This is a genomic window from Actinokineospora cianjurensis, from assembly GCF_003663795.1.
GTDB lineage: Bacteria > Actinomycetota > Actinomycetes > Mycobacteriales > Pseudonocardiaceae > Actinokineospora > Actinokineospora terrae.
Genome location: NZ_RCDD01000001.1, coordinates 419,097 through 440,728 on the forward strand (window position 1 = coordinate 419,097; position 21,632 = coordinate 440,728).

At 70.9% G+C, this 21,632-nt stretch carries 20 protein-coding genes; 11 read left to right on the forward strand and 9 right to left on the reverse strand.

Annotated features, from left to right (window positions below; translation table 11 throughout):
* Positions 1-407: 407 nt before the first annotated feature.
* Together CLV68_RS01905 and CLV68_RS01910 are read right to left on the reverse strand one after the other, a co-directional pair.
* Positions 408-1,139, reverse strand: coding sequence for a Fic family protein (locus CLV68_RS01905; RefSeq protein ID WP_121388899.1), 732 nt, complete (start codon positions 1,137-1,139; stop codon positions 408-410).
* Between the two features lie 32 nt (positions 1,140-1,171).
* Positions 1,172-2,530: a GGDEF domain-containing protein gene (locus tag CLV68_RS01910; RefSeq protein WP_170224034.1), complete on the reverse strand. Its 1,359-nt coding sequence runs from the start codon at positions 2,528-2,530 to the stop codon at positions 1,172-1,174.
* Positions 2,531-3,587: 1,057 nt separating this feature from the next.
* On the opposite strand from CLV68_RS01910, the gene acs reads away from it, so the two are divergent.
* A complete protein-coding gene (gene acs, locus CLV68_RS01915; protein WP_121388901.1) occupies positions 3,588-5,564 on the forward strand; it encodes an acetate--CoA ligase in 1,977 nt (658 codons plus the stop codon).
* A gap of 25 nt (positions 5,565-5,589) precedes the next feature.
* Here the strand turns inward: acs and CLV68_RS01920 are convergent, their stop codons facing one another.
* Positions 5,590-6,327 carry a lysophospholipid acyltransferase family protein gene (locus CLV68_RS01920; protein WP_425454810.1) on the reverse strand — a complete coding sequence of 246 codons (738 nt, stop codon included), beginning with the start codon at positions 6,325-6,327 and terminating at the stop codon, positions 5,590-5,592.
* Positions 6,328-6,396: 69 nt separating this feature from the next.
* On the opposite strand from CLV68_RS01920, the gene CLV68_RS01925 reads away from it, so the two are divergent.
* The 4 genes from CLV68_RS01925 to CLV68_RS01940 all read left to right on the forward strand — a co-directional run bounded on the left by CLV68_RS01925 (position 6,397) and on the right by CLV68_RS01940 (position 9,870).
* On the forward strand, positions 6,397-7,125 hold the full coding sequence (locus CLV68_RS01925) for a VIT1/CCC1 transporter family protein (RefSeq protein ID WP_121388903.1): 729 nt from the start codon (positions 6,397-6,399) through the stop codon (positions 7,123-7,125).
* Between the two features lie 76 nt (positions 7,126-7,201).
* Positions 7,202-8,521 carry a Na+/H+ antiporter NhaA gene (nhaA, locus tag CLV68_RS01930; RefSeq protein WP_121388904.1) on the forward strand — a complete coding sequence of 440 codons (1,320 nt, stop codon included), beginning with the start codon at positions 7,202-7,204 and terminating at the stop codon, positions 8,519-8,521.
* On the forward strand, positions 8,445-8,930 hold the full coding sequence (locus tag CLV68_RS01935; protein WP_121388905.1) for a phage holin family protein: 486 nt from the start codon (positions 8,445-8,447) through the stop codon (positions 8,928-8,930). Before nhaA ends, CLV68_RS01935 begins: the two co-directional genes overlap by 77 nt.
* Positions 8,931-8,940: 10 nt before the next feature.
* Complete coding sequence (locus CLV68_RS01940) at positions 8,941-9,870, forward strand: alpha/beta fold hydrolase (RefSeq protein WP_170224035.1); 930 nt, start codon at positions 8,941-8,943, stop codon at positions 9,868-9,870.
* Here the strand turns inward: CLV68_RS01940 and CLV68_RS01945 are convergent.
* From CLV68_RS01945 to nth, 4 genes are read right to left on the reverse strand one after another with little or no spacing between them, the layout of a single operon-like run.
* Positions 9,867-11,051 carry a MarP family serine protease gene (locus CLV68_RS01945; protein WP_121388906.1) on the reverse strand — a complete coding sequence of 395 codons (1,185 nt, stop codon included), beginning with the start codon at positions 11,049-11,051 and terminating at the stop codon, positions 9,867-9,869. The two genes, CLV68_RS01940 and CLV68_RS01945, sit on opposite strands and share 4 nt — an antisense overlap.
* Positions 11,048-11,737 (reverse strand): NUDIX hydrolase, encoded by a 690-nt coding sequence (locus CLV68_RS01950; protein ID WP_121388907.1) that lies wholly within the window; start codon positions 11,735-11,737, stop codon positions 11,048-11,050. The genes CLV68_RS01945 and CLV68_RS01950 overlap by 4 nt, the downstream gene beginning before the upstream one ends.
* The gene (locus CLV68_RS01955) at positions 11,734-12,330 is read right to left on the reverse strand and encodes a TlpA family protein disulfide reductase (RefSeq protein ID WP_121388908.1); all 597 of its coding nucleotides are present in this window, start codon (positions 12,328-12,330) and stop codon (positions 11,734-11,736) included. Before CLV68_RS01955 ends, CLV68_RS01950 begins: the two co-directional genes overlap by 4 nt.
* Positions 12,327-13,043 carry an endonuclease III gene (nth, locus tag CLV68_RS01960; RefSeq protein ID WP_211346414.1) on the reverse strand — a complete coding sequence of 239 codons (717 nt, stop codon included), beginning with the start codon at positions 13,041-13,043 and terminating at the stop codon, positions 12,327-12,329. The genes CLV68_RS01955 and nth overlap by 4 nt, the downstream gene beginning before the upstream one ends.
* A 207-nt stretch (positions 13,044-13,250) precedes the next feature.
* Between nth and CLV68_RS01965 the strand changes: the two genes are divergently transcribed.
* The 4 genes from CLV68_RS01965 to dnaN all read left to right on the forward strand — a co-directional run bounded on the left by CLV68_RS01965 (position 13,251) and on the right by dnaN (position 17,109).
* Complete coding sequence (locus CLV68_RS01965; RefSeq protein ID WP_092779188.1) at positions 13,251-13,499, forward strand: hypothetical protein; 249 nt, start codon at positions 13,251-13,253, stop codon at positions 13,497-13,499.
* Between the two features lie 166 nt (positions 13,500-13,665).
* A complete protein-coding gene (locus CLV68_RS01970) occupies positions 13,666-14,340 on the forward strand; it encodes a Crp/Fnr family transcriptional regulator (protein ID WP_018683904.1) in 675 nt (224 codons plus the stop codon).
* 396 nt (positions 14,341-14,736) lie between these two features.
* Positions 14,737-15,975: an MFS transporter gene (locus CLV68_RS01975; RefSeq protein ID WP_121388910.1), complete on the forward strand. Its 1,239-nt coding sequence runs from the start codon at positions 14,737-14,739 to the stop codon at positions 15,973-15,975.
* A 39-nt stretch (positions 15,976-16,014) separates the two neighbouring features.
* Positions 16,015-17,109, forward strand: coding sequence for a DNA polymerase III subunit beta (gene dnaN / locus CLV68_RS01980; RefSeq protein WP_121388911.1), 1,095 nt, complete (start codon positions 16,015-16,017; stop codon positions 17,107-17,109).
* Between the two features lie 624 nt (positions 17,110-17,733).
* On the opposite strand, the gene CLV68_RS01985 is transcribed toward dnaN, so the two are convergent.
* Entirely contained in the window at positions 17,734-18,621 is an 888-nt protein-coding gene (locus CLV68_RS01985) for a Gfo/Idh/MocA family protein (RefSeq protein ID WP_121390899.1), read from the reverse strand.
* A 96-nt stretch (positions 18,622-18,717) separates the two neighbouring features.
* On the opposite strand from CLV68_RS01985, the gene CLV68_RS01990 reads away from it, so the two are divergent.
* On the forward strand, positions 18,718-19,899 hold the full coding sequence (locus tag CLV68_RS01990) for a hypothetical protein (protein ID WP_147459856.1): 1,182 nt from the start codon (positions 18,718-18,720) through the stop codon (positions 19,897-19,899).
* 12 nt (positions 19,900-19,911) lie between these two features.
* Here the strand turns inward: CLV68_RS01990 and CLV68_RS01995 are convergent, their stop codons facing one another.
* The gene (locus CLV68_RS01995) at positions 19,912-20,739 is read right to left on the reverse strand and encodes an NUDIX hydrolase (RefSeq protein ID WP_121388913.1); all 828 of its coding nucleotides are present in this window, start codon (positions 20,737-20,739) and stop codon (positions 19,912-19,914) included.
* A 53-nt stretch (positions 20,740-20,792) separates the two neighbouring features.
* Between CLV68_RS01995 and CLV68_RS02000 the strand changes: the two genes are divergently transcribed.
* Positions 20,793-21,584 carry an MBL fold metallo-hydrolase gene (locus CLV68_RS02000; protein WP_121388914.1) on the forward strand — a complete coding sequence of 264 codons (792 nt, stop codon included), beginning with the start codon at positions 20,793-20,795 and terminating at the stop codon, positions 21,582-21,584.
* Positions 21,585-21,632 lie beyond the last annotated feature (48 nt).

The following is a 21,632-nucleotide window of genomic DNA, read 5'->3' on the forward strand; positions in this document are numbered from 1 at the left end:
ACGTTGGCCCTAACGTGCCCCTCTCAGGCGTTGGCCCGAAACCGCTCCTCGGATCCGCTGGTGCCAAGCTGGCTCGATGGGGCGGACTTGTTTTGTGTGGGGGGACGGTGCCCGTAGCGTCGTTCGCGGACAGGGCCATGCTCTTCGGCCCCTGCTTTGCGGTCCTGCCACGGGTTCCGTAGGGGCCCCGCACAAAACAAGTTCGCCCCATCGAGCAAAGCTCAAAACTCGCGCCCCCACGCAATGCCGAAGGCGAGGCGTTCACCGTCGACGGCGCAGCCGAGACCGCGAGCCGGATCTCCCCAGCTCAAGATCAAACCGCCCAAAGCACCCCCCGATATACAGCTTACCGAGAGCCACCGACACCACGCACCGAGCGAGCCAGCACCCTGTGGACAACCAAGCGCTCAGGCCGTTGCAGCATCAGCGATCGACGCAGCTTCCCGAGCACCCGCCTCTAGGGACTCGCAGCTATAGGTGATCCACTCGGCAATGGCATCTGGCGCACCAGAGGCGAAACCGGCGGCAAGCTCCCGATAGCGGCCAACATTGCGTAGGAACGCCACCTCGGGAACAGCGAGCCCCTTGGGGTCCAACCCCGTGCTGATAAGAGTCAACCGAGCAGCGGCACGAGCAACAACCCCGTCTCCAGTACCAAAGGGAGTCAGAGCCAACAGCTCACCATGGACGATCGCGGCAAGAACCGGTCCAGGAACCTTTGTGCCGCCCGCAATAAGACCCGCGAGCAGGTCCAAGCGACTAGTGACACCCAGCCCTGCGCGAGGGCGGCCGAGGCCATCGGACGCAGTCAGGTCGGCGGCAGCCAAGACATGCAGTCGGGCCAGGGCTTGCATGGGGGCGCGTTCCCAGGTGGGCAGCAGCGGCCCCAGGGCCTCGGCGACGCGGAGGGCGCCTGCCAGGGTGGGGTCGATGACCTCGCCGTCCGGCGGGATGTCGGCGGGGCCGCCGTCGAGGACGGCGGAGGCGCGGGCGGCGCGGACGGATGCCTCGGCGGCGGTGGCGGGCCAGCCGCGGCGGTTGGTGGGGTGGCGGTGGACCTCGGCGACGGCGTCCCTGGCTCGCGCGACGGCGTCGGAGACGCCGGGGAGGTCGAGGAGCGGGGCCAGCGGGTCGGTCACCTGGCGAACATTACCGGCGGGTCACCGAGGTGCTAGCTCGGGTCCAGGGTGCGTTCCCGGTTCGAACGCGGGCCGGGTAGGGGTACCGCGGGGGTCAGTCTGATCTGGTTTCGGCCACTGTCCTTGGCCTCGGCTAAGGCTTGGTCCGCGTACTCCTGGAGCGTCGCCAGGTCTGTGCCGTGCTCGGGAGACAGCGCTATCCCGCCGGAGATGGTGAAGTCGCCGACCAGCTCGGTACGGCCACCGGCGGCCTTGGTCAGTTCGACCGCCATGGACTCCACCGCACTCCTGATGCGTTCGGCGATGGCCCAGGCGTCGGCGCGGGAGGTGCTGGGCAGGAGCACCGTGAACTCCTCGCCGCCCCAGCGGCAGACCAGGTCGTCGCGGCGGACGCTGGTGCGCAGGACGCCCGCGAGGGCCTTGAGGACCTCGTTGGCGCCGAGGTGCCCGAGCCGGGAGTTGACCTGCTTGAACCGGTCCAGGTCGAACATCATGACCGCGGTGGGGCGCCTGCGGGCCTGGTCGGCGACGAGGGCGAGGGCGGCGGCCGGGTTGAACCCGCGCTGGTTGGCCAGGCCGGTCAGCGGGTCGTGCAGCGCGTCGACCTCCAGCCGGTCGCGCTCCAGCTCCAACTGCTCGATGCGCTGGGTGTGCCGGGTGTACCCGACAACGACGACCGATAGCGCTGCCAGCAGCAGGCCATAAGCGACACCTGCGCCCCATGCCGCGATCAGGCCGAGACAGAGCGTGATCGCCAGGTCCGCGTTCTCCTTGCGGTGTCCCAGGATCGAAACCCACGACCAGTCGCCACGCAGACCGCGGGCGATTCCGATGACAACTGTCTGCGCGAGGTAGTACACACCGAACGCGGCCGCCACCGCCGCCGTAGCGGCTAGGACCTCGTTCGGCTCCACCCTTGCGCCGCGCACCCAGTTGTGCAGTGGGGTCGCCGTGGCGAGGGCCTGGGCCGCCAGCGCGGACGAGGTGATGGCGAAAGTCGTGAACACATAACGTCCCGGCGGTTTCCGCGCGATGAAGTACCGGCGGATTCGGATGACCAGGACGAGCGCCACGACCAGCGGAATCGGCAGCACGAGCGCACCCGCGCAGGTCCATACCCCCGTGTGGTCGATGTGCTCACCCGACAAATGCGCGGCCCTGCGTCGTTCTTCCGCCGGTCGGGTTGCCTCCATGTGCAGTATCGCGAAGGCCGTGAGCAGCGCGAACAGCCGCAGTGAAAGGGAATCCGGCCATCCGGCCGACACCGCGCCGACCACCGCCCATGCGAAGATCGCCACCTCGGTCGCCACGATCCACGTGAATCCGGAGGACGTCGTGTGGGCGAGGAGGTCGAGGGCCCTTATCCGCCTCGGTAGGGGTATGCCGGACAAGCGGGTGTCCTGGGGACTTGTCAGACTGGGCATTGTCCCCCTTTGCGACAGACGGGACACTGAACGTGACCCGCGGCGGGCGGGGTACGTTCGGTCCCCCCGGACCCGAGAGGGAGGTAACACCGTGCGGAACCGCGAGTACTGAGCCGAACTGCTGCCACGGCAGTTCGAGTCGACCCAGCAGTCCGACCCCTCGAGGAGGAAGCCGCGATGCGCAACCGCGAGTACTGATCCCCAGCCATGCCACCGCCCCTCTCGGTACCGAGGCTCTCCCCTGACGCCAGGCGAAGCCCACCACCGCGCAGCCTATGGTCGCGACCACACCGGCAAGCGTGCTGGTCGGCGAAGTGGGACCGGGAGTTCACGGCGGACCGGCCACCGACGAGCACCGACTGGTCCTGCCCTGCACGCAGGCCCGTTCGGACCGCCCCGGTGGCGCGCCCGGTGATCCGATCCGGGAGAAGTTCGACGCAGGCCGCCCCGGCGAGGTAAGTGCCACCTGCTCCGGGTGCTGCGAACAGTGACAGCCCGACCACCGCGTGCCCGCGCTGGTCGGGTAGCACCACACCGTCCCCGGCGAAGGCGGCGGTCCTGGCGGCGGGCCGGGGCCGCGGCCCGAACCGCACCCGCGGTTGCCCGTGCCCCATCTCACACCGGGTGGTCGACCCCGTTGCCGGAGGTCGCCGTCCTGCTCGCGCGATCAGCGCGGCGGACACGGGGGTCGGGATCGCGTCGGCGACCCGCACCGCCCGGAACTCCGGGGCAGCCAGTGGTGAACGCCCACCCATCATCCCCCCACCACGTCGACCTCTCGGCATTCCCTACCTGGATCACCGCCGACCACGGTACGTCCCCACCAGGCTACTTTCCGCCGAATCGGAAGAGGACAGCCGAACGGAGCAGATACCCACCGATCGGCCGAACTCCGAACCGGGCCCCACTGGTCTATACCTATGCGGTGTCGGACTGTCGGGCGGGCGCCAGGAGCACTAGATTCCTCTCGACAACCGGCCGCGCCCGCCGGAGGAACCGGAGATTCACCGAGGAGGTCAGGTCCATGACCGAGCAGTCCGGTCAGACACCGACGCTGGACAACCTGTCGACGGAGAGCCGGGTGTTCGCCCCGACCGACGAGTTCAGCGCGGCGGCCAACGTCGGGGCGGCGGCCTACGAGCAGGGCGCCGACGACCGCGAGGCGTTCTGGGCCGAGCAGGCCGAGCGGCTGAGCTGGGACACCCGCTGGGAGCGGGTGCTCGACTGGGACGACGCGCCGTTCGCCAAGTGGTTCGTCGGCGGCAAGCTCAACGTGGCGGCCAACTGTGTCGACCGTCACGTCGAGGCGGGCCTGGGCGACCAGGTCGCCATCCACTGGGTTGGCGAGCCGGGCGACAGCAGGGCGATCACCTACGCCGACCTGCTGCGCGAGGTCAGCAAGACGGCCAACGCGCTGGCCGAGCTCGGCCTCGAGCCGGGTGACCGGGTCGCCATCCAGCTGCCGATGATCCCTGAGGCCATCTACTCGATGCTGGCCTGCGCCCGGCTCGGCCTGGTGCACAGCGTGGTGTTCGGCGGCTTCTCCTCGACGGCGCTGCGCTCGCGCATCGACGACGCCCAGGCGAAGCTGCTGATCACCTCCGACGGGCAGTACCGGCGCGGCGCGCCCGCCCCGATGAAGGACAACACCGACGAGGCGACCGCGCACACGCCGTCCATCGAGCACGTGCTGGTGGTCCGCCGCACCGGTGGCGACGTCGGCTGGACCGAGGGCCGCGACCTGTGGTGGCACGACCTGGTTGATCGACAGCCGGAGACGCACGCGGCGCAGGCGTTCGACGCCGAGCACCCGCTGTTCATCCTGTACACGAGCGGCACAACGGGGAACCCCAAGGGAATCCTGCACACCTCGGGCGGTTACCTCACCCAAGCCTCTTACACCCATCACGCCGTCTTCGATCTCAAGCCGGAGACCGACGTGTACTGGTGCACCGCCGACATCGGCTGGATCACCGGGCACTCCTACATCGTCTACGGTCCGCTGTCCAACGGCGTGACCCAGGTCGTCTACGAGGGTACGCCGAACACCCCGCACGAAGGTCGACACTGGGAGATCATCCAAGAGCACAAGGTGTCGATCTACTACACGGCACCGACCCTGATCCGCACTTTCATGAAGTGGGGCGCGGACATCCCGGCTGGCTACGACCTGTCGAGCCTGCGGGTGCTCGGCAGCGTGGGCGAGCCGATCAACCCGGAGGCGTGGATCTGGTACCGGGAGAACATCGGCGCCAACCGCACCCCGATCGTGGACACCTGGTGGCAGACCGAGACCGGCGCCATCATGATCAGCCCGCTGCCCGGGGTGACGCACACCAAGCCGGGCTCGGCGCAGCGGCCGCTGCCGGGCATCTCGGCGAAGGTGGTCGACGACCAGGGCGTCGAGGTCGCCAAGGGTGGCGGCGGCTACCTGGTGCTCGACCAGCCGTGGCCGTCGATGCTGCGCGGGATCTGGGGCGACAACGAGCGCTACCGCGACACCTACTGGTCGCGGTTCGCCGACCTGGGCTTCTACTTCGCCGGTGACGGCGCGAAGTACGACGCGGACGGCGACATCTGGCTGCTCGGCCGGGTCGACGACGTGATGAACGTCTCCGGCCACCGGATCTCCACCACCGAGGTCGAGTCGGCGCTGGTGTCGCACCCGACGGTGGCCGAGGCCGCGGTCGTCGGCGCCAGCGACCCGACCACCGGCCAGGGCATCGTCGCGTTCGTCATCCTGCGCGGCTCGGCGAAGCCGGACGACAGCACGGTGAAGACGCTGCGCGACCACGTGGCCACGGAGATCGGCCCGATCGCCAAGCCGCGGCAGGTCCTGATCGTCAACGAGCTGCCCAAGACCCGCAGCGGCAAGATCATGCGCAGGCTGCTGCGCGACGTGGCGGAGAACCGGGCCATCGGCGACACCACGACGCTGGCCGACTCGGCGGTGATGGACCTCATCAGCTCCGGGTTGAAGTCCGCCCCCAGCGAGGACTGACACGCCCACCGAGACGCCCCCTGCCCTACCGGGTGGGGGGCGTCTCGGCGCGCAGGGTGGCCAGCAGTTCGGTGATGGCGTGCATGATCCGCTTGGTCGCCTCGTTGATGGACTCGCGATCTGTCCCGTTGAGGTCGGACAGGTCTACCGGGTCACCCGCGACGATGTCGATCGTCTTGCGGGGGAACAGCTTCGGGAACTTGGCCGTAGCGGGCAAGAGCGCGTGAGTCCCCCAGTTCACGACCGGGACGACCGGCGCTCCCGTCTCTAGCGCTACTCGGGCCACACCGTTCTTCACCTTCCGCGACGGCCAGTGGTTCTCGTCGTCGGAGAACCCTGCCTCGGGGAAGAACATCACGCACTCCCCCTTGTTCACCGCCTCTACCGCGCCGAGGTAGGCGTGACGGGCCTGCGCGGTGTCGCGCTCCACGGGGATGTGGCCGCCTCCCGTGAGGACCCGCTTGACCAGCGGGATGCGCCACAGGCTCGCCTTGGCCAGGTAGCGCGGGATGCGCCCGGAAGCCAGGGAGAACGCGGTCACGGTTACCGGGTCGGCGAACGACAGGTGGTTCGACGCCAGGAGTACGCCACCGGACTTGGGTAGCTTTTCCCCGCCACGGAAGCGCAACCGGGTGACCACGGCGAGCAACGGCCAGATGAGGTCGATGGCGAAACTGAACCAGAACCCCCTGCCCCGGCGCGGGACGCGGAACATCAACGCGATGGCACGCCAGGTCGGCATGGGTTTGTTCGAGTCAGACACACCACAATCTTCGGTCATCACACCGACAGGTCTTGGTGGAACCACCCATGTTGCGCGGAGAATGCCCGGGTGAGCACCGAGAGCGACGGCCGCGTCCCGCACGAGGGTGAGCCGCACCACAACGGACTGGCAGGCCGGTTGAACTGGTTGCGGGCCGGGGTGCTCGGCGCCAACGACGGCATCATCTCGACCGCCGGGCTCGTGGTCGGCGTGGCGGGTGCGACCGCCGACCGGACCGTGATCATGGCTGCCGGGGTGGCCGGGCTGGTGGCAGGCGCGCTGTCGATGGCGGGCGGTGAGTACGTGTCGGTCAGCACCCAGCGCGACACCGAGCTGGCGGCGTTGCGTAAGGAGGAACGCGAGCTGCGAGAGATGCCCGAGGCCGAGGAGCGCGAGCTCGCCGAGATCTACGAGGACAAGGGGCTGTCCCCGGAGCTGGCGACGCAGGTGGCCCACGAGCTGACCGTGAAGGACGCCCTCCACGCGCACGCCGAGGCGGAGCTGCAGATCGACCCGGACAACCTCACCAGCCCGTGGCAGGCCGCGTGGGCGTCGTTCCTCTCGTTCGCCGTTGGCGCTCTCATCCCGCTGATCGCGATTGCCCTACCGCCCGTGGACGCGCGGGTGCTTACCTGCATCGCGGCCGTCGTAGTCGGCCTTGTGCTGACCGGCTACGTCAGCGCAAGGTTGGGCGGGGCGGTCGCTAGGCGCGCTGTCTTGCGGAACGTCGTAGTGGGCGTGCTGGCGATGGTGGTCACCTACTTCGTGGGAGTGCTGTTCGGCGTGACCGTGGGCTAGGGCAGCACTAGAGTGAGAGGCAGGTGCGCCGGGAAGTCTGGTCGGCAAGTGGTCCAGCCATGCCTAGGAGCAGCCCTTGTCGCACCGCCGCCGTCCATCGCCGCCCGCCGCGCTGACCGAGTTCGCCCGCTACCTGCGGACCGAGACCGTTGGCGGGGTGGTGCTGCTCGTGGCGGCCGCTGCCGCCCTGGTGTTGGCCAACTCGCCGCTGTCCGGTGTGTACACGGCGGTGCGTGATGTCGAGTTCGGTCCGCACTTCCTGCACCTGAACCTGACCGCGGGTGAGTGGGCCAAGGACGGGCTCCTGGCGCTCTTCTTCTTCGTCGCGGGCTTGGAGCTCAAACGCGAGTTGGTGCTGGGCGAGCTGTCTGACTTCAAGGCGGCGATCTTGCCCGTTGTCGCTGCCGTCGGCGGGATGGTCGTCCCCGCCCTGGTAGCGCTAGCGATCGCCTGGGGTGATCCGCGCGCGGGTGACGTGTGGGCGGTGCCGGTGGCGACGGACATCGCGTTCGCGCTGGGTGTGTTGGCGCTAACCGGGTCAGGCATGCCCAGCAGCGCGCGTGTGTTCCTGCTCAGCCTGGCGGTAGTGGATGACCTCGGCGCGATCCTGCTCATCGCCGTCTTGTTCACCAGCGGGCTCAACCTCATCGCAGCAGCGGTAGCTGCCGCGCTGCTGGGGCTCTATGCCTACCTTCAGCACCGCCGGGTGACTTCCGCATGGATCTATGTGCCGCTCGTGATCGCGGTGTGGGTCGCGGTCCACTCCTCAGGGGTCCACGCGACGATCGCCGGTGTCGCGTTGGCGTTGCTCACACGGGTCAAGAAGGACTCCTACGAGAGAGAGGCGCCCGCACTGCGCTTGGAGCACCGGCTCCAGCCGTGGTCAGCAGGGCTCGCGGTGCCGGTCTTCGCCTTCTTCGCCGCCGGGGTCTCGATCGGTGGGGATGCCCTGCGGCAGTTCACCGGCGACAAGGTCGTCCTGGCCGTGTTCGCCGGGCTCGTGGTCGGCAAGCTGGTCGGCATCACCGGCGCCGCGCTGCTCGCGGTCCGCCTCAAGCTGGCCACCCTCCCCGCTGACCTGGGCAAACGAGACCTGGTGGCGGTCGCCATGCTCGGTGGCGTCGGCTTCACCGTCAGCCTGCTGATCGCCGAACTCGCCCTCGACCCGGCCGACGCCGAGGTGGCCAAGGCCGCGGTGCTGGTCGCGTCCGCGGTGGCCGCGCTGCTGGCCGCCGCGCTCCTGGTCGGTCGGGGACGGGCGCGGCGGCGAAACGCGGAGGGTACCGCCCGCCCGGCCTCCGATGACCGAGCATGGCACGATGACGCAGGTGACCAGCGCGCACGGAAAAGCAGACGGTTCGGGGCTGCCGCAAGTCCCCTCGATCCCCCTCGCTGACGACCGCGCCATCGCGGCAGCGGGCGAGCAGTCCATCGGGCACCTGGTCAAGGACGCGACCGCGCACCTGTCGACCCTGGTGCGGGCCGAGGTCGAGCTGGCCAAGTCCGAGGTCGCCAAGGAGGTGAAGAAGGGGATCAAGGGCAGCGTCTTCTTCATCATCGCGCTGACCGTGGTGCTCTACAGCTCGTTCTTCTTCTTCTTCGCGCTGGCCGAGTTGATCGCCGACCTCGGCATGGTGCGCTCGGGGGCCTTCGCCATCGTGTTCGGCTTCATGCTGCTCGTCGCGACGGTCTTCACGCTGCTCGGCATCCGCAAGCTCAAGTCGCTGCGGGCGCCGGAGCGCACGATCTCCACGGTCAAGGACACCGCGGCCGCGTTGACCCACCGCGGCGACCGCCAGTCCTGAGCGACCACCCGTGCCCGCCCACCCGGATCCCTCGGTCGTCCGCATCGATGGACCGTGGGCGCACCGCGACGTGCACGCCAACGGCATCCGGCTGCACGTCGCCGAGACCGGCGAGGGCCCGCTCGTCCTGCTGCTGCACGGCTTCGCCGGGTTCTGGTGGTCCTGGCGCGACCAGCTGACCGCCCTGGGCGACGCCGGTTTCCGGGCGGTCGCGGTCGACCTGCGCGGTTACGGCGACTCCGACAAACCGCCCCGCGGCTACGACGCGTGGACGCTGGCGGGTGACGTGGCGGGGCTGGTGAAGTCCCTCGGCGAACCGAAGGCCCACCTGGTCGGCCATGACTGGGGCGGGCAGCTCGCCTGGGCCGTCGCCGCGTTGCACCCACGCGTTGTGCAGTCCTTGGCGACCATCTCGGCTCCACACCCTCTTGCCCTAAGAGGACAAATCCGCCGCACGGCCCTGCGCAGGGCGCCGCGGAATCAAGCCCGTGCGATGCGGCACCTGTTCGGCGCCCAGATCCCGATGCTGCCCGAGCGGCGCATCACCCAGGATGGCGCCGCGCTCGTCGAACGCCGGATCCGGTCTTGGTCGGGCCAGTACTGGTCAGGGCTACCGGAGGCCGCTGAGCGCTACCGGACCGCGATGCTGGTTCCCGGTACCGCGCACAGCTCGCATGAGTACTACCGGTGGGCCGCACGATCCCAACTCCGCAGCGAGGGTCGGCGGTTCACCGAGGCGCTAGCCCGCAAGATCGAGGTCCCGGTCTTCCAGCTCTACGGCACGGACGACCCGTGTGTCCTACCTCGTACTCGCACCGCGTCGGGCCCGTGGATCGATGGCACTGCCGAGCACCACGAGCTGCCCAAGGTCGGGCACTTCCCGCACGAAGAGGCGTCGGCAGCGACCAACGCGCTGCTGACGGCCTTCATCAAGGGCTAGTTCGAACAACGCCCGGTGCCAACCGGCTCCCGCAGTGCCGCCGCTTGGCCGACCTCCGCGCGCACCTCGGCCGCGGTCAACGCGTAACCGGTCTCCGAGTCGTCGATGGCCGCGCCGAACACCACGCCGATCACCTCACCGGCGGGGTTGACCAACGGGCCGCCCGAGTTCCCGCTGAGCACCTTCGCGCGCAACGTGAACACATCCCGGTTGACCGTGTTCGCGTCGTAGATGTCCGGTCCCCGCAGAGGGATTCGGTCGCGAACGCGAGCAGGCGCGGCGGTGTAAGGCCCGTCGAGGGGGTAACCGAGCACGATGCCGTCTTGGCCGCTAGAGGCGTCGCCCTGGGCGAACGGCAATGCCTGCGCCCTCAATGCGGGCACGCTCAAGATGGCCAAGTCGGTGTCGGGGTCATAGTGCACAACGGTGGCCTTGAGAGTGCGGTCGCCTGACTCCACGCTGACCTCGTTGGTGCCCGCGACGACGTGCGCGTTGGTCATGACCCGTTGCGGGGCGACCACGAAGCCGCTGCCCTCCAGCGCCCGCTCGCACGACGGCGCCTTGGCGTTGACCTTCAGCACGCTGGGCCGCACCCGCTGCACCACCTCGCTGGCCTGCAAAGCCGGGTCGGGCGGGTCGACCTCCTTGTTCGGGGTCCGGTTGAACGGGTCCACCGCGGCCGGGAAGCCGGAGACGTCGAGCAGTTGCCGCAGCTCGTTCGGCAGGCCCTTGGCCGCCTGCGGCATCACGTCGTTGACCCCGCCGAGCACCGCGGAGTTGTTGATCGCCGAGGCCAACCCGGGCAGCCCGCCGACCGTGGTCAGCGGCAACGCGATCAGCCAGGCCACCACGAACACGACGGCGCCCTGCACGACCGCCCCGAGCGCGCTGTCCACCCCGGCGAGCTTGGGCGAGGAGATCTTCTGCCGGATGGTGCGCCCGATCCACACCCCGAACGTCTCGCCGAGCGCCACCAGCAGCACGAACACCGCGACCGCGAAGGCGACCCGCGTCGGCGTCGAGTCGATCTGCTCGACCACCAGCGGCGCCAGCTTGATCCCCGCTACCGCGCCGATCAGCACGCCGATGAAGGCGGGCAGCGCGGTCACCACGCCTTGGCGCGCACCGGACACCGCGGCCAGCACCGCGAGCGCGACCACCAGGACATCCACCCAGTTCACGACTGGACCCCCGCTCCGACCGCGCGCCACGCGGCGTCGAGGTCGCGCACGTCACCGGTGTCCCACGGCCGCTCCCAGCCGCCCACGGCCAGCAGCATCGTCAGCAGGCCCGCGGTGAAGCCCCAGATCAGCATGCCCGGCGCGGCGAACGCGGGGCCGACGTAGCCGCCGGGGTGCGCGACGCGGAACCGGTTGGCCGGGTCGGCGAGGTGCGAGATCGGGATCCGCGCGACCGCCTGGGTCTCCGCGGCGTCCACGGCGCGCACGGGACTCGGTTCGGCCCAGTGCGCCAGGACCGGCGTCACGTCGAACCCGGACACCGGCACGTGCAGCGTCGGCAGCAACGCCACCGGCCGGACCCCGGCGGGGTCGAGACCGGTCTCCTCGACCGCCTCGCGCACGGCGGTGTCGACCGGCCCGCCGTCGACCGGTTCGGCGCCGCCGCCCGGGAAGGCGACCTGGCCGGAGTGGTTGCCCCCGGTGTCGGCGCGCAGTTGGAACAGCAGGTCGGGGCCGTGTGCCGCGGTCTCGCCGAGCAGCATCAGCACCGCGGCGGGGCGGGCGCCGGGGCCGGGCGCGGCGAACCGCTTCCACAGCCCGAGGTCGAGGTCGGTGGTCGCGGCGACCACCGGGCCGAGCCAGTCCGGCAGCCCTCCCGGGTCCACCAGCGGTCCATGCGTGCTCATCGGCCCCCTCCGACGTGGCGGTCGACGGCGGAGCGCACGTCGTCGACCGACCGGAACAGCCGCGGCTGCGTGATCAACGTGGCGGTGCCGTCCGCCGCTACCAGGTAAGAGGCGGGCAGCGCGTCCGGCACCCTCAGGCCGCGTTGGACCTGCCCGTCGCGGTCGAGCAGGTTCGGGAAACGCACCCCGAGCACGCTCAACAGGTCGAGCGCGTCCTTGTCCTGACTCTGTACCGCGATCCCGACGACCTCAACCGCGCCAGGACCGGCCGCGTACTCCGCGAGCAGCGGTAGTTCGTCGCGGCACGGCATGCACCAGGTAGCCCACACGTTGACCAGGACGGGTCGGCCACCGAACACGTTGCCCGCGACTACCTGCGCGCCATCGGCCAGACATTCCGCGTGGGCGTCGACGAGGCTTTGCACACCCGCACCGGTCGGGCACCCGGTCAGCGCCGCGGCCGCTCTAGCCGCGGTGAGGTCCGGTCCTGGGGGTGGGGGCGCGGTGGGTTCAGCTCCGCGAGGCCATACCGCCACCGCCCCGGCGACCACCAGGATCACCGCGACCAGCGCCCACCTCGCGGCTGTGCTCACTCGGTCGGCTTCCCCGGCCGGTAGCCCTCACGGGTCCGTTCGGCGAGCGCGATCAGGTGCGGTCCCTCTACTCCCTTGACCAGCTTCGCGGCCTGCTCCGGCTCGGTGGGACCGGCGCCGAAGGACGGGCAGTCGCGGTAGAGGAGACAGGCGCCACAGGCTGGCTTGCGCGCGTGGCAGACCCGGCGGCCGTGGAAGATCACCCAGTGCGACAGCATCGTCCAGTCTTTGCGCGGGACTAGAGCGCCGATCGCGTGCTCGACCTTGACCGGGTCCTCTTCCTCTGTCCAACCCCAGCGACGGACAAGCCTGCCGAAGTGCGTGTCCACGGTGATCCCGGGTACGCCGAACGCGTTCCCCAGGATCACGTTCGCGGTCTTGCGGCCGATGCCGGGCAACTTCACCAGCTCGTCCAGCTTCCCGGGCACCTCCCCGCCGTGCTTCTCGACGAGCGCGGCACCAAGACCGATCAGGGAGGTCGTCTTGTTGCGGTAGAACCCCGTCGGCCGGATGAACTCCTCCAGCTCGGTGCGGTCCGCGGAGGCGTAGTCAGCAGCCGTGCGGTACCGGGCGAACAGGGCAGGAGTGGTCAGGTTGACCCTGACGTCCGTGCACTGCGCCGACAGGATCGTCGCCACGGACAGCTCTAACGGAGTGGTGAAGTCCAACTCGCAATGCGCGTCCGGGTAGCCCTCTGCGAGCGCTCGGGTCATGCGGCGCACCCTGCGGGTCAGGCCAAGGTCGCGCCCGGTCTCCTCGGCTGCTGGCCGGGGCGGGCGTCGGGTGGTCGGCGGCACCTCGCTAGCCTACGGGCCGTCGGACAACCCGGGATGTGCCCCGGACGTCAACCAGGGTGACAACGGCGCCGGGGCCGGAGGCGGACCCGGGGCCAGCGGTTACGGAGCGAGGATCGACGACACATGGCTGTCTGGTTCGTGTTCGCGGTACCTTTGGTGATCATGTTCTTCGCGCTGTTCATGGAGCGCGTCGAAGCCCGGCTGCGGCACGTGGCCGTGCAGGAGACCGACGTCGAGGAGTTCCTCGAGTCGGCGCGGCCGGACGAGGTGCGCGCGCTCTACGGGCACGGCATCGGTCGGGCGCTGGAGCTGTTCCGGCTGCGCAGGCTGGGTGGCCGTGCGGCCAAGCGCGGTCGCCGGGGCGGGGCGTAGGCGCTAAGGTCATGCGGCTGGGTGCGTGAGCAGGCACGTCACAGGTGGTTCCGACCACCGCTAGGCGGCGAGCCGACGGGAGATCCCCGAGCAACGCCCTACACTGTATGTCGTGATCGACGTTGGCGGGAATGCGCCCGCGTCGGGTGGAAATGGGAGGACCGAGGTGGACGAGACCCTGGCCCGTGCGGGCATCTTCCAAGGGGTCGAGCCGGCCGCGGCCGAAGCGCTCGCCCAGACGCTGGAAGCCGTGGAGTTCCCGCGCGGGCACGTGATCTTCGCAGAGGGTGAGCCAGGGGACCGGCTGTACATCATCCAGTCCGGCAAGGTGAAGCTCGGCCGCAAGTCCCCGGACGGCAGGGAGAACCTGCTCGGCATCTTCGGCCCGTCCGACATGTTCGGCGAGCTGTCGATCTTCGACCCCGGTCCGCGCACGTCGACGGCGACCACGGTCACCGAGGTCCGCGCGGTCACCATGGACCGGCCCGCGCTGCGGCAGTGGATCGCGACCCGCCCGGAGATCGCCGAGCAGCTGCTGCGGGTGATCGCCCGACGGCTGCGCAGGACCAACGGCATGCTGGCCGACCTGATCTTCACCGACGTGCCCGGCCGGGTCGCCAAGGCGCTGCTGCAGCTGGCCCAGCGGTTCGGCAGCCAGGAGGCCGGGCTGCTGCGGGTCACCCACGACCTCACCCAGGAGGAGATCGCCCAGTACGTCGGCGCCTCCCGGGAGACCGTGAACAAGGCGCTCGCCGACTTCGCCCACCGCGGCTGGCTGCGGCTGGAGGGCAAGAGCGTGCTGATCCTGGACCCCGAGCGGTTGGCCAGGCGCGCGCGATAGAGCTGACACGCCAAGAGGACCCGGTCTGGCTAGACCGGGTCCTCTTGTGCGTTTGTGGACGGAAGGCCGGGCGCCGCCCCCGACGCGGCGCACCGACCTCCCGCTGTTGCGTGAACCATCCCCCGACGGCTCACGCTCCCCGCCCCTCCGACCAGGCCCCGACCTGCTACCGGAGGGAACTCGTGGTGGGTACCCCGCGGGGCGGCCCGCACACGGCGCCCCACCCATCCTTGAGTGGTTTCACCCTCAAGGACTCACCGCGGGCCCCGGACGTTGCCCGGGTTCACGGAGAATCCCCGCTTCCGTTACTGAACCGAGATGTACCCCACAACGGAGTGGCGGAAACCACCGGGCAAATACTGGTACGGCCGTACCGGAAAATGCATACTGGTACGCATGTCCCAGTCTGCCGGTCTCGCCGACTACCGCGCTGCCCTCACCACCCCGGGCGCTCGGGGGCCCGCGCTCGCCTCGCTGCTGGGCAGGCTGCCGGTGGCGATGGTGGGCTTCTCGATGCTGCTCTACATCCGCGAGTCCACCGGCTCTTACGCCACCGCGAGCCTGGTCTCCGCGGGCACGCTGATCGGCCTCGCCATCGGGTCGGTCGGCCAGGGGCGGATCATGGACCGGATCGGGGCCGCGATCCCGCTGCTGGTCACGACCGCCCTCTTCGGCGTCTTCGTCGGGCTGACCCTGATCGCGACCGAGTCCGGGGCACCCACCGCACTGCTCATCGTGCTCGGCGTCGCGGTCGGCATGACCGAGCCGGTCGTCGCCTCCGCGTCGCGGACGATGTGGACCAGGGTCACCCCGGTCGGGCCGGTGCGCGACGCCGCGCTGGCCTACGAGGCGATCAGCATGGAGGTCTTCTTCATCCTCGGCCCGGCCATCTCCGGCCTGCTCATCGCCCTGCCCTGGGCGGGCACCGGCCTGGCGACCGCCGCGGTGTGCATGATCGTGGGCAGCGTGTGGTTCGCGCTGACCCCGACCATCCGGCGGCACCGGCCGGAACCGGTCGCGCACGCGGGCCTGCTCGGCCCGCTGGCGTTCCCGGGGATGCGGACGCTGGCCATCGCGGCCATGGGCTTCGGCGTGCTCCTTGGGTTCATCGAGGTCGCGGTGCCCGCGGCGGCGACGGCGGCGGGCAACACCCCCGCAGGCGGGCTGCTGCTGGGGCTGCTGTCGATCAGCTCGGTGCTCTTCGGCGTCGTCTACGGGGTCCGGCCGTGGCCCAAGGCGATGAACCTGCGGCTCTCGGCGCTGCTCGCCGTGTTCGCGGTGCTGGTGGCGGTGCTGGCGATCCCGACGACGCTGGTGTGGCTGGCGGTGGCGCTGCTGCTGGTCGGCACCATGGTGACCCCGCAGGCGACCACCCACTCGGCGGCGATCGACCTGGTCGCGCCCCCGAACGCGGCGACCGAGGCGTTCGGCTGGATCATCACCGCGGTCACCCTCGGGCTGGCGCTCGGGCAGTTGGTCAGCGGTCAACTCGTCGAGCACGTGGGGATCTGGTCGTCGTACCTGGTCGCCACGGCTGCCGGGCTGGTGTTCGCTGGCATCGTCTACGCCCGCCGGGCCACCGTCGGCGAACGGGTGGCAAGCCCGGCGCAAGCCCCCGCCATGGCCTGTGGATAACTTCTCCCGGCTGTCGGACCCCGCCGCTACCTTGGCCGCATGGATCTCACCGCGCCCACCGCGGCACTCGCCTCAGCCGCAGCCGACCTCGTCCGGCTCGTGCCGGGCAAGTTCGTCGACCCGGTCCTCAGCGGCGTCCTGCTGACCGCGACGGCCGCCGGGGTGGGGTTGGCGGCCAGTGATCGGGAACGCACGGCGACGGTGTCGTGCGGCGCGGTCACGCACACCGACGGGCAGGTGTTGGTGCCGGGCAAGCCGCTGGCCGAGACGCTGCGGGCGCTGACCGACCCGGAGGTCCGGCTCGTGGTGGAGGGCAACCGCCTCGCCATCCGCGCGTCCGGCGCCCGCTTCGCGTTGCCGCTGCTGGACCACACGCTGCACCCCGGCGTCAGGCTGGTGTCCGGCCCCGGCGGCACGGTCTCCGGCTCCGCCTTCGCCACGGCCCTGGCCACGGCGGCGAGCACGGCCGCGCGCGACGAGGCCCTGCCGGTCTTCACCGGCGTCCGCATCCGCTCCGAGGGCGACCGCTTGGTCTTACGCGCCACCGATCGCTACCGCATGGCGATCGCCAGCCTCCCGTGGGAGCCGCACGGCGAGATCGACGTGATGGTCCCGGCGACGCTGCTGGCCGAGGTGGGCAAGCAGGTGTCCGGCGTCGGCCAGGCCCGGCTGACCGCCGCGGCGAACCAGTTCGGGGTGGCGTGGGGTCGCACCGCGGTCGCCACCGCCGTGCTGGACGGCAGCTACCTGAGCGAGACCAAGCTCGCCCTGTCCGATGTGGACACCCGGGTCGTGGTGGACGCGGAGTCGTTGGTGGCCGCCACCCGACGGGTCGCGCTGTACAGCGACGCGCGGGGCGTGGTGAAGGTCGAGGTGGGCGACTCCGAACTACGACTGCGCGCAACGGACCACAACGCGGGCGAGGCGGAGGAGTCCTTGAAGGCAACGGTGTCGGGTGGGCGGACCAGCCCGTCGTACCAGTCGCGGTACCTGCTGGACGCCTTGCGGCCATTCAGCGGCGAGGTCGAACTGGCGATCCAGCCGGGGATGCGGGCAACCGTGGTCACGGCCGTGGAACCCGGGGAGGTGGACCTGCGCTACATCCTCATGCCGATGCTCCCGCCCAAGATCTGAGTCCACACCGGTCCTGACCACAGTGGACACCTGCGGCGCTGCGTCGAGCCATCCGCGCTGAGCGGCTGACCGATGGGGCTGGCGCGCGTCACCTGGTCCCCGGTGGCCAGGCGGCGATCCCGTCCAGCGGCCAGGCGGCGGTAAGGCGGCCAAGCGGCGATCCCGCCAGGCGGTCAGACGGCGGCCAGACGGCCAGGCGGCGATCCCAGCGGCCAGGCAGCTGGACGGTGGTCCGGCAACCGGGCGGTGGTCAGACGGCCGAGCGGTGGCCAAGCGGCTATCCCGCCAAGCGGCGATCCGGCGGCCAAGCGGTGACCCGGCAGCCGAGCGGTGGTCAGGCGGTCAGGCAGCGGCCAGGCGACCAAGCGGCGGTCAGGCGGCTAAGCGACCGAGCGGTGGCCCGGCGGTCAGACGGCGACCAAGCGGTGGTCAGGCGGTCAGACGGCGGCTCGGCGGCCAGGCGATCAGGCGGTGGCCAGGCGACCAAGCGGTGGTCAGGCGGTGGTCAGACGGCCGAGCGGTGATCCGACGGTCAAGCGGCGGTCAGACGGTCAGGCAGCGGCCAGGCGACCAAGCGGTGGCCAGGCGGTCAGGCGACCAAGCGGTCAGGCGGTGGCTCGGTGGTCAGGCGGTGGTCAGGCGGAGGGCCTTGTCCAGGATGCGCTGGACGTGCAGGCCGCGGGCGGCGTTGACCCGGTGGGTGGTGGTGCCGGAGTGGACCATCCGCACGAAGTCGTCGAGCAGCAGGGCGTAGGAGTCCTGGGCGGGGGTGGCGCGGCCTGCGAGTTCCAGGTTGGCGAGGTCGTTCACGCCGAAGACGGCCAGTTCGGTGACCGTGGGGCGGGTCGGCAACGCCATCGAGAGGGTGGCGGTGCTGGTTGGACCTGCCTCGTGCTGGAGCAGGAGTTGCCAGATGTCCGGCTCGCCCCGGTGGGCGGCCAGGACGTCGGTGATCGGGCCGAGCGCGGCGTCGAGCAGGTCGATGACGTGCGGGCCGATGTCGGCCAACGCGCCACCGGTGTGCCGCCAGGGCGAGTGCGAGTAGGCGCCCCCGAGCAGCGCTCCGGAGAGCCAGCGCACGCTGCCGCCCGCCCAGCCCTGCCTGGCGTGGATCTCCGCGAGCCACGACACCACCTCCGGCGCGAACCGCCGGATGAACACCACGATCGAGGCCACCCCGGCCCGCTCGACCGCCGCCACCACCCGCTCCGCCTCGGCCACGCTCCCGGCTACCGGCTTCTCCAGGATCACGTGCTTGCCCGCCTCGGCGGCCCGGATCGCCAACTCCCCCTGCACCGACGGCGGAACCGCGAACGCGACCGCGTCCACCCGCTCCAGCAACTCGTCGAAGTCCCCGACAACCGGCGCCCCCAACTCGGCCGCCGCCGCCGGCCGCCGCGCCCACACCGCCGTCAACTCGGTCCCGGCGTGCCCGGCCAACCCCGGCGCGTGCACCGCCCCCGCCCACGGTCCCGCACCGACAAGACCCACCCGAAGCACGCCAGCAGCCATGCCCCCATCCTGCCCCAGCACGGCACCGCCGCCGCGGACGACCACTCAGGACTTCCGGCCCGGTCGGTGCCCCCGATCACCGGGCAAGATCGCCGCATGTCCGCGACGCGCGATGGTGACCCTGCCGAGGAGACTGGTCCGTGGGTACCGCCCTTCGGCACCCGGTGGGGATTGTGGCCCGATGTGCGCCAGGTCAACCTCGCCAGGGAGGAGAGCGAGCGGTGGCGCCCGTTCTCGGTGCTCGCGCTCCTGCTGGTCGTGCTGGGTCTGGTGGTCAACTCGACGGTCGTCCTGCTCTTCATGCTCGTCGGGGCCTACGCCTGGATCGTGACCCCGCAGGACATCCCGCTGCCCGCGCACTGGCGGGGGAACGGCCTGGTCGAGGTCGCGCTCGCCGTCGTGCGGCACACCGTCCCCTGGCTCGCGCTGCTCGTCGGGGTGCTGCTGTTCGTCCAGATCGCTTGGTACGTCCGGAGTCCGGCGCGGCGAATGGCGTCCTGGCGCGAGTCGCACTTCTGGGAGTACGTCAACGACGTCGGCAGCGCGCGGATCGGTACCGCGGGGGTGCACGACGCCGTCGTCTTCGGCAGCGTGCGCTCGATCAAGGCGTTCCTGAGTCGAACGGGCTTGCGGGTGCGCGAGGGGTTCGGCCCCGAGCGCGTGGCCCACGCCCGGCGCTGGGCGTGGGCGCACGAGGCCCAGGCACTGGCCACAGCGCTCACCGGACTCGCGGGGCTGTTCCTGTCACTCGCCCTGGTCCTGTGGTCGCACGGGGTGATCACCGCGGCGGAGGAGGTCAGCGCGGTGCGGGCGCTGCTGGTGCTCGCCACCGACTACGCCTGGCACCTGGCGGAGGCGATCCCGGCACTGGAGTTGCCGGACACGTTGCACTGGGAGCGGCCCGCGCTGTTCGAAGAGGACGTGACCTGGGGCTGGATGCTGCTCGTGCTGAAGGTGCTCATCTTCGGGCCGATCGTGCTCTACATCAGCGATGTGATCCGCGTCCGCCGATCGCCGCAGCCGCCGTTGCCGCCCTTCGGTGGCGACGCCGTCATGCAGGTCCTGTTCCGGGAAGTCATGGAGTCGGGGATGCCGGTCATGTCGCTGGTGTGGCGCCGCGCGTGGGTCGGGCACTACGAGGACTGCGCCGCGTGGCTGACCGAGAACGGCGTCGCGGCTCCAGGTGGCGGGCGGTGGACGGCGAACGCGGTCGGCGAGCACGTGCGCGTTGCGGTGGACCGCCGGTTGGCCGCCGCGCAGACGCCGTCGGAGCAGTGACCGCCCCGGGGGTCAGTCGGTGGGGAGGACGGCCCGGTGGTGGGTGCCGTCGTGGACGATCTTGGGGGTGATCTTGGCCAGGGAGCGGGGGGTGGTCATGGCAGTGGGGACGGAGGCTGCCTCGGCCAGTTCGGTGAGGGTTACCCACGTCGGTGGGAGCAAGAGGCGGGCGCCTGCCTTCCAGTCCGCGAGGGCGGCGGTGGGGGTCTGCCAGGTGGCGTCCTCGGCCTCGGTGGTGGCGCCGTCGGGGTGTTGGCCGAGGGGGACGGCGGCGAGGAAGAAGCGGGTGTCGTAGCGGCGCGGCTCCGCCTCCGGGGTGACCCAGTTGGCCCACGGGCGCAGCAGGTCGGCGCGCAGGACCAGGCCGTGCGCGGCGAGGAACTCGGCGAAGGAGTACTTGCGGTCGACCAGGTCCTGCCGAGCCGAGTGGAACGGGCGGGTGTCGGAGATGACGTCGGTGCCGTCGGTGCCCGCGAGCAGGACACCGGACTCCTCGAACGTCTCCCGGACCGCCGCGCAGACCAGGGCCCTGGCCAGGGACTCGTCGCAGCCGAAGCGGTCGGCCCACCAGGCGGGTGGTTCGCCGTGCCAGCGGGTGGACGCGTCGGCGTCGCGCTTGTCCACGCCCCCGCCGGGGAAGACGGTCATGCCGCCCGCGAAGGCCATCCCCAGCACCCGGCGGAGCAGGAAGACCTCCAGGCCCGCCGCGTGATCTCCCCCGGTCGTGCCGTCGCGGACCAGCACCACCGTGGCGGCGTCGCGCGGGACGGCGGGCGGTCCCGGCAGTTCCGGTGAGACGAACCCGTCCGGTAGGACCAACTCCTCGGGCAACTCGTGCACGATCTGACCTTAACGGGCGACGCAGCCCGACCCGGACACGAACGGAGCGCCGAATGCCCCACCCCGCCTACGGTGTATCGCGCCAGGTGACGCCGTTCGCCACCGTGCTGCTGGAGGACAACCCCGGGCCGTTGACGCTGGACGGCACGAACACCTGGCTGCTGCGGGCCCCCGGCGCCACCCGGTCCGTCGTCGTCGACCCCGGCGAGGCCGACACCCCGCACCTGGAGCGGGTCCTGGCCGCGGCCGGGGAGGTCGAGGCCATCCTGATCACCCACCACCACCTCGACCACGTCGGCGGCGCCGCCTGGCTCGCGGACCGGGTGAACGCGCCCATCAGGGCGTTCGACCCCACCCTGTGCCGCGACGACGCCCCGCTGCGCGACGGTGACGTCCTCCGGTTGGCCGGGCTCGACCTGGAGGTCCTGCACACCCCGGGCCACTCCGCGGACTCCCTCTGCTTCGCGATCGACCACGCGGGCAGCTCCGCGGTACTCACCGGCGACACCATCCTGGGCCGCGGCACGACCGTCATCTCACCCCCCGACGGCAAGCTCGGCGCCTACCTGGACGCGCTAAGAGCCCTCGCAGACCGCAAGCCGGGCACGGCAGTGCTGCCTGGCCACGGTCCAGAGCTGCCAGATCTCGTCACAGTGGCCCTGGACTACCTCACCCACCGCCAGCAGCGCCTTGACCAGATTCGGGCCGCTCTGGCGCAGATAGGCCCAACGGCAACCCCGCGCCAGATCGTCGAGGTCGTCTACGCGGACGTCGACCAGTCGCTCTGGGGCCCGGCCGAGTGGTCCGTGCAGGCGCAGTTGGAGTACCTGCGCGACCAGTCGTGAAACGACGGAGACCGCCGGGCCATCAGCGGCCAGGCGGTCTCCGGTCGA

What these genes read in the sequence shown, in the direction of transcription:
- CLV68_RS01950 (WP_121388907.1), bottom strand. Translation starts at nt 11,737, where the DNA reads ATGAGCACGCATGGACCGCTGGTGGACCCGGGAGGGCTGCCGGACTGG.
- nth (WP_211346414.1), bottom strand. Translation starts at nt 13,043, where the DNA reads ATGACCCGAGCGCTCGCAGAGGGCTACCCGGACGCGCATTGCGAGTTG.
- CLV68_RS02000 (WP_121388914.1), top strand. Translation starts at nt 20,793, where the DNA reads ATGCCCCACCCCGCCTACGGTGTATCGCGCCAGGTGACGCCGTTCGCC.
- CLV68_RS01990 (WP_147459856.1), top strand. Translation starts at nt 18,718, where the DNA reads ATGTCCGCGACGCGCGATGGTGACCCTGCCGAGGAGACTGGTCCGTGG.
- acs (WP_121388901.1), top strand. Translation starts at nt 3,588, where the DNA reads ATGACCGAGCAGTCCGGTCAGACACCGACGCTGGACAACCTGTCGACG.
- dnaN (WP_121388911.1), top strand. Translation starts at nt 16,015, where the DNA reads ATGGATCTCACCGCGCCCACCGCGGCACTCGCCTCAGCCGCAGCCGAC.
- CLV68_RS01985 (WP_121390899.1), bottom strand. Translation starts at nt 18,621, where the DNA reads ATGGCTGCTGGCGTGCTTCGGGTGGGTCTTGTCGGTGCGGGACCGTGG.
- CLV68_RS01965 (WP_092779188.1), top strand. Translation starts at nt 13,251, where the DNA reads ATGGCTGTCTGGTTCGTGTTCGCGGTACCTTTGGTGATCATGTTCTTC.
- CLV68_RS01975 (WP_121388910.1), top strand. Translation starts at nt 14,737, where the DNA reads ATGTCCCAGTCTGCCGGTCTCGCCGACTACCGCGCTGCCCTCACCACC.
- CLV68_RS01935 (WP_121388905.1), top strand. Translation starts at nt 8,445, where the DNA reads ATGACGCAGGTGACCAGCGCGCACGGAAAAGCAGACGGTTCGGGGCTG.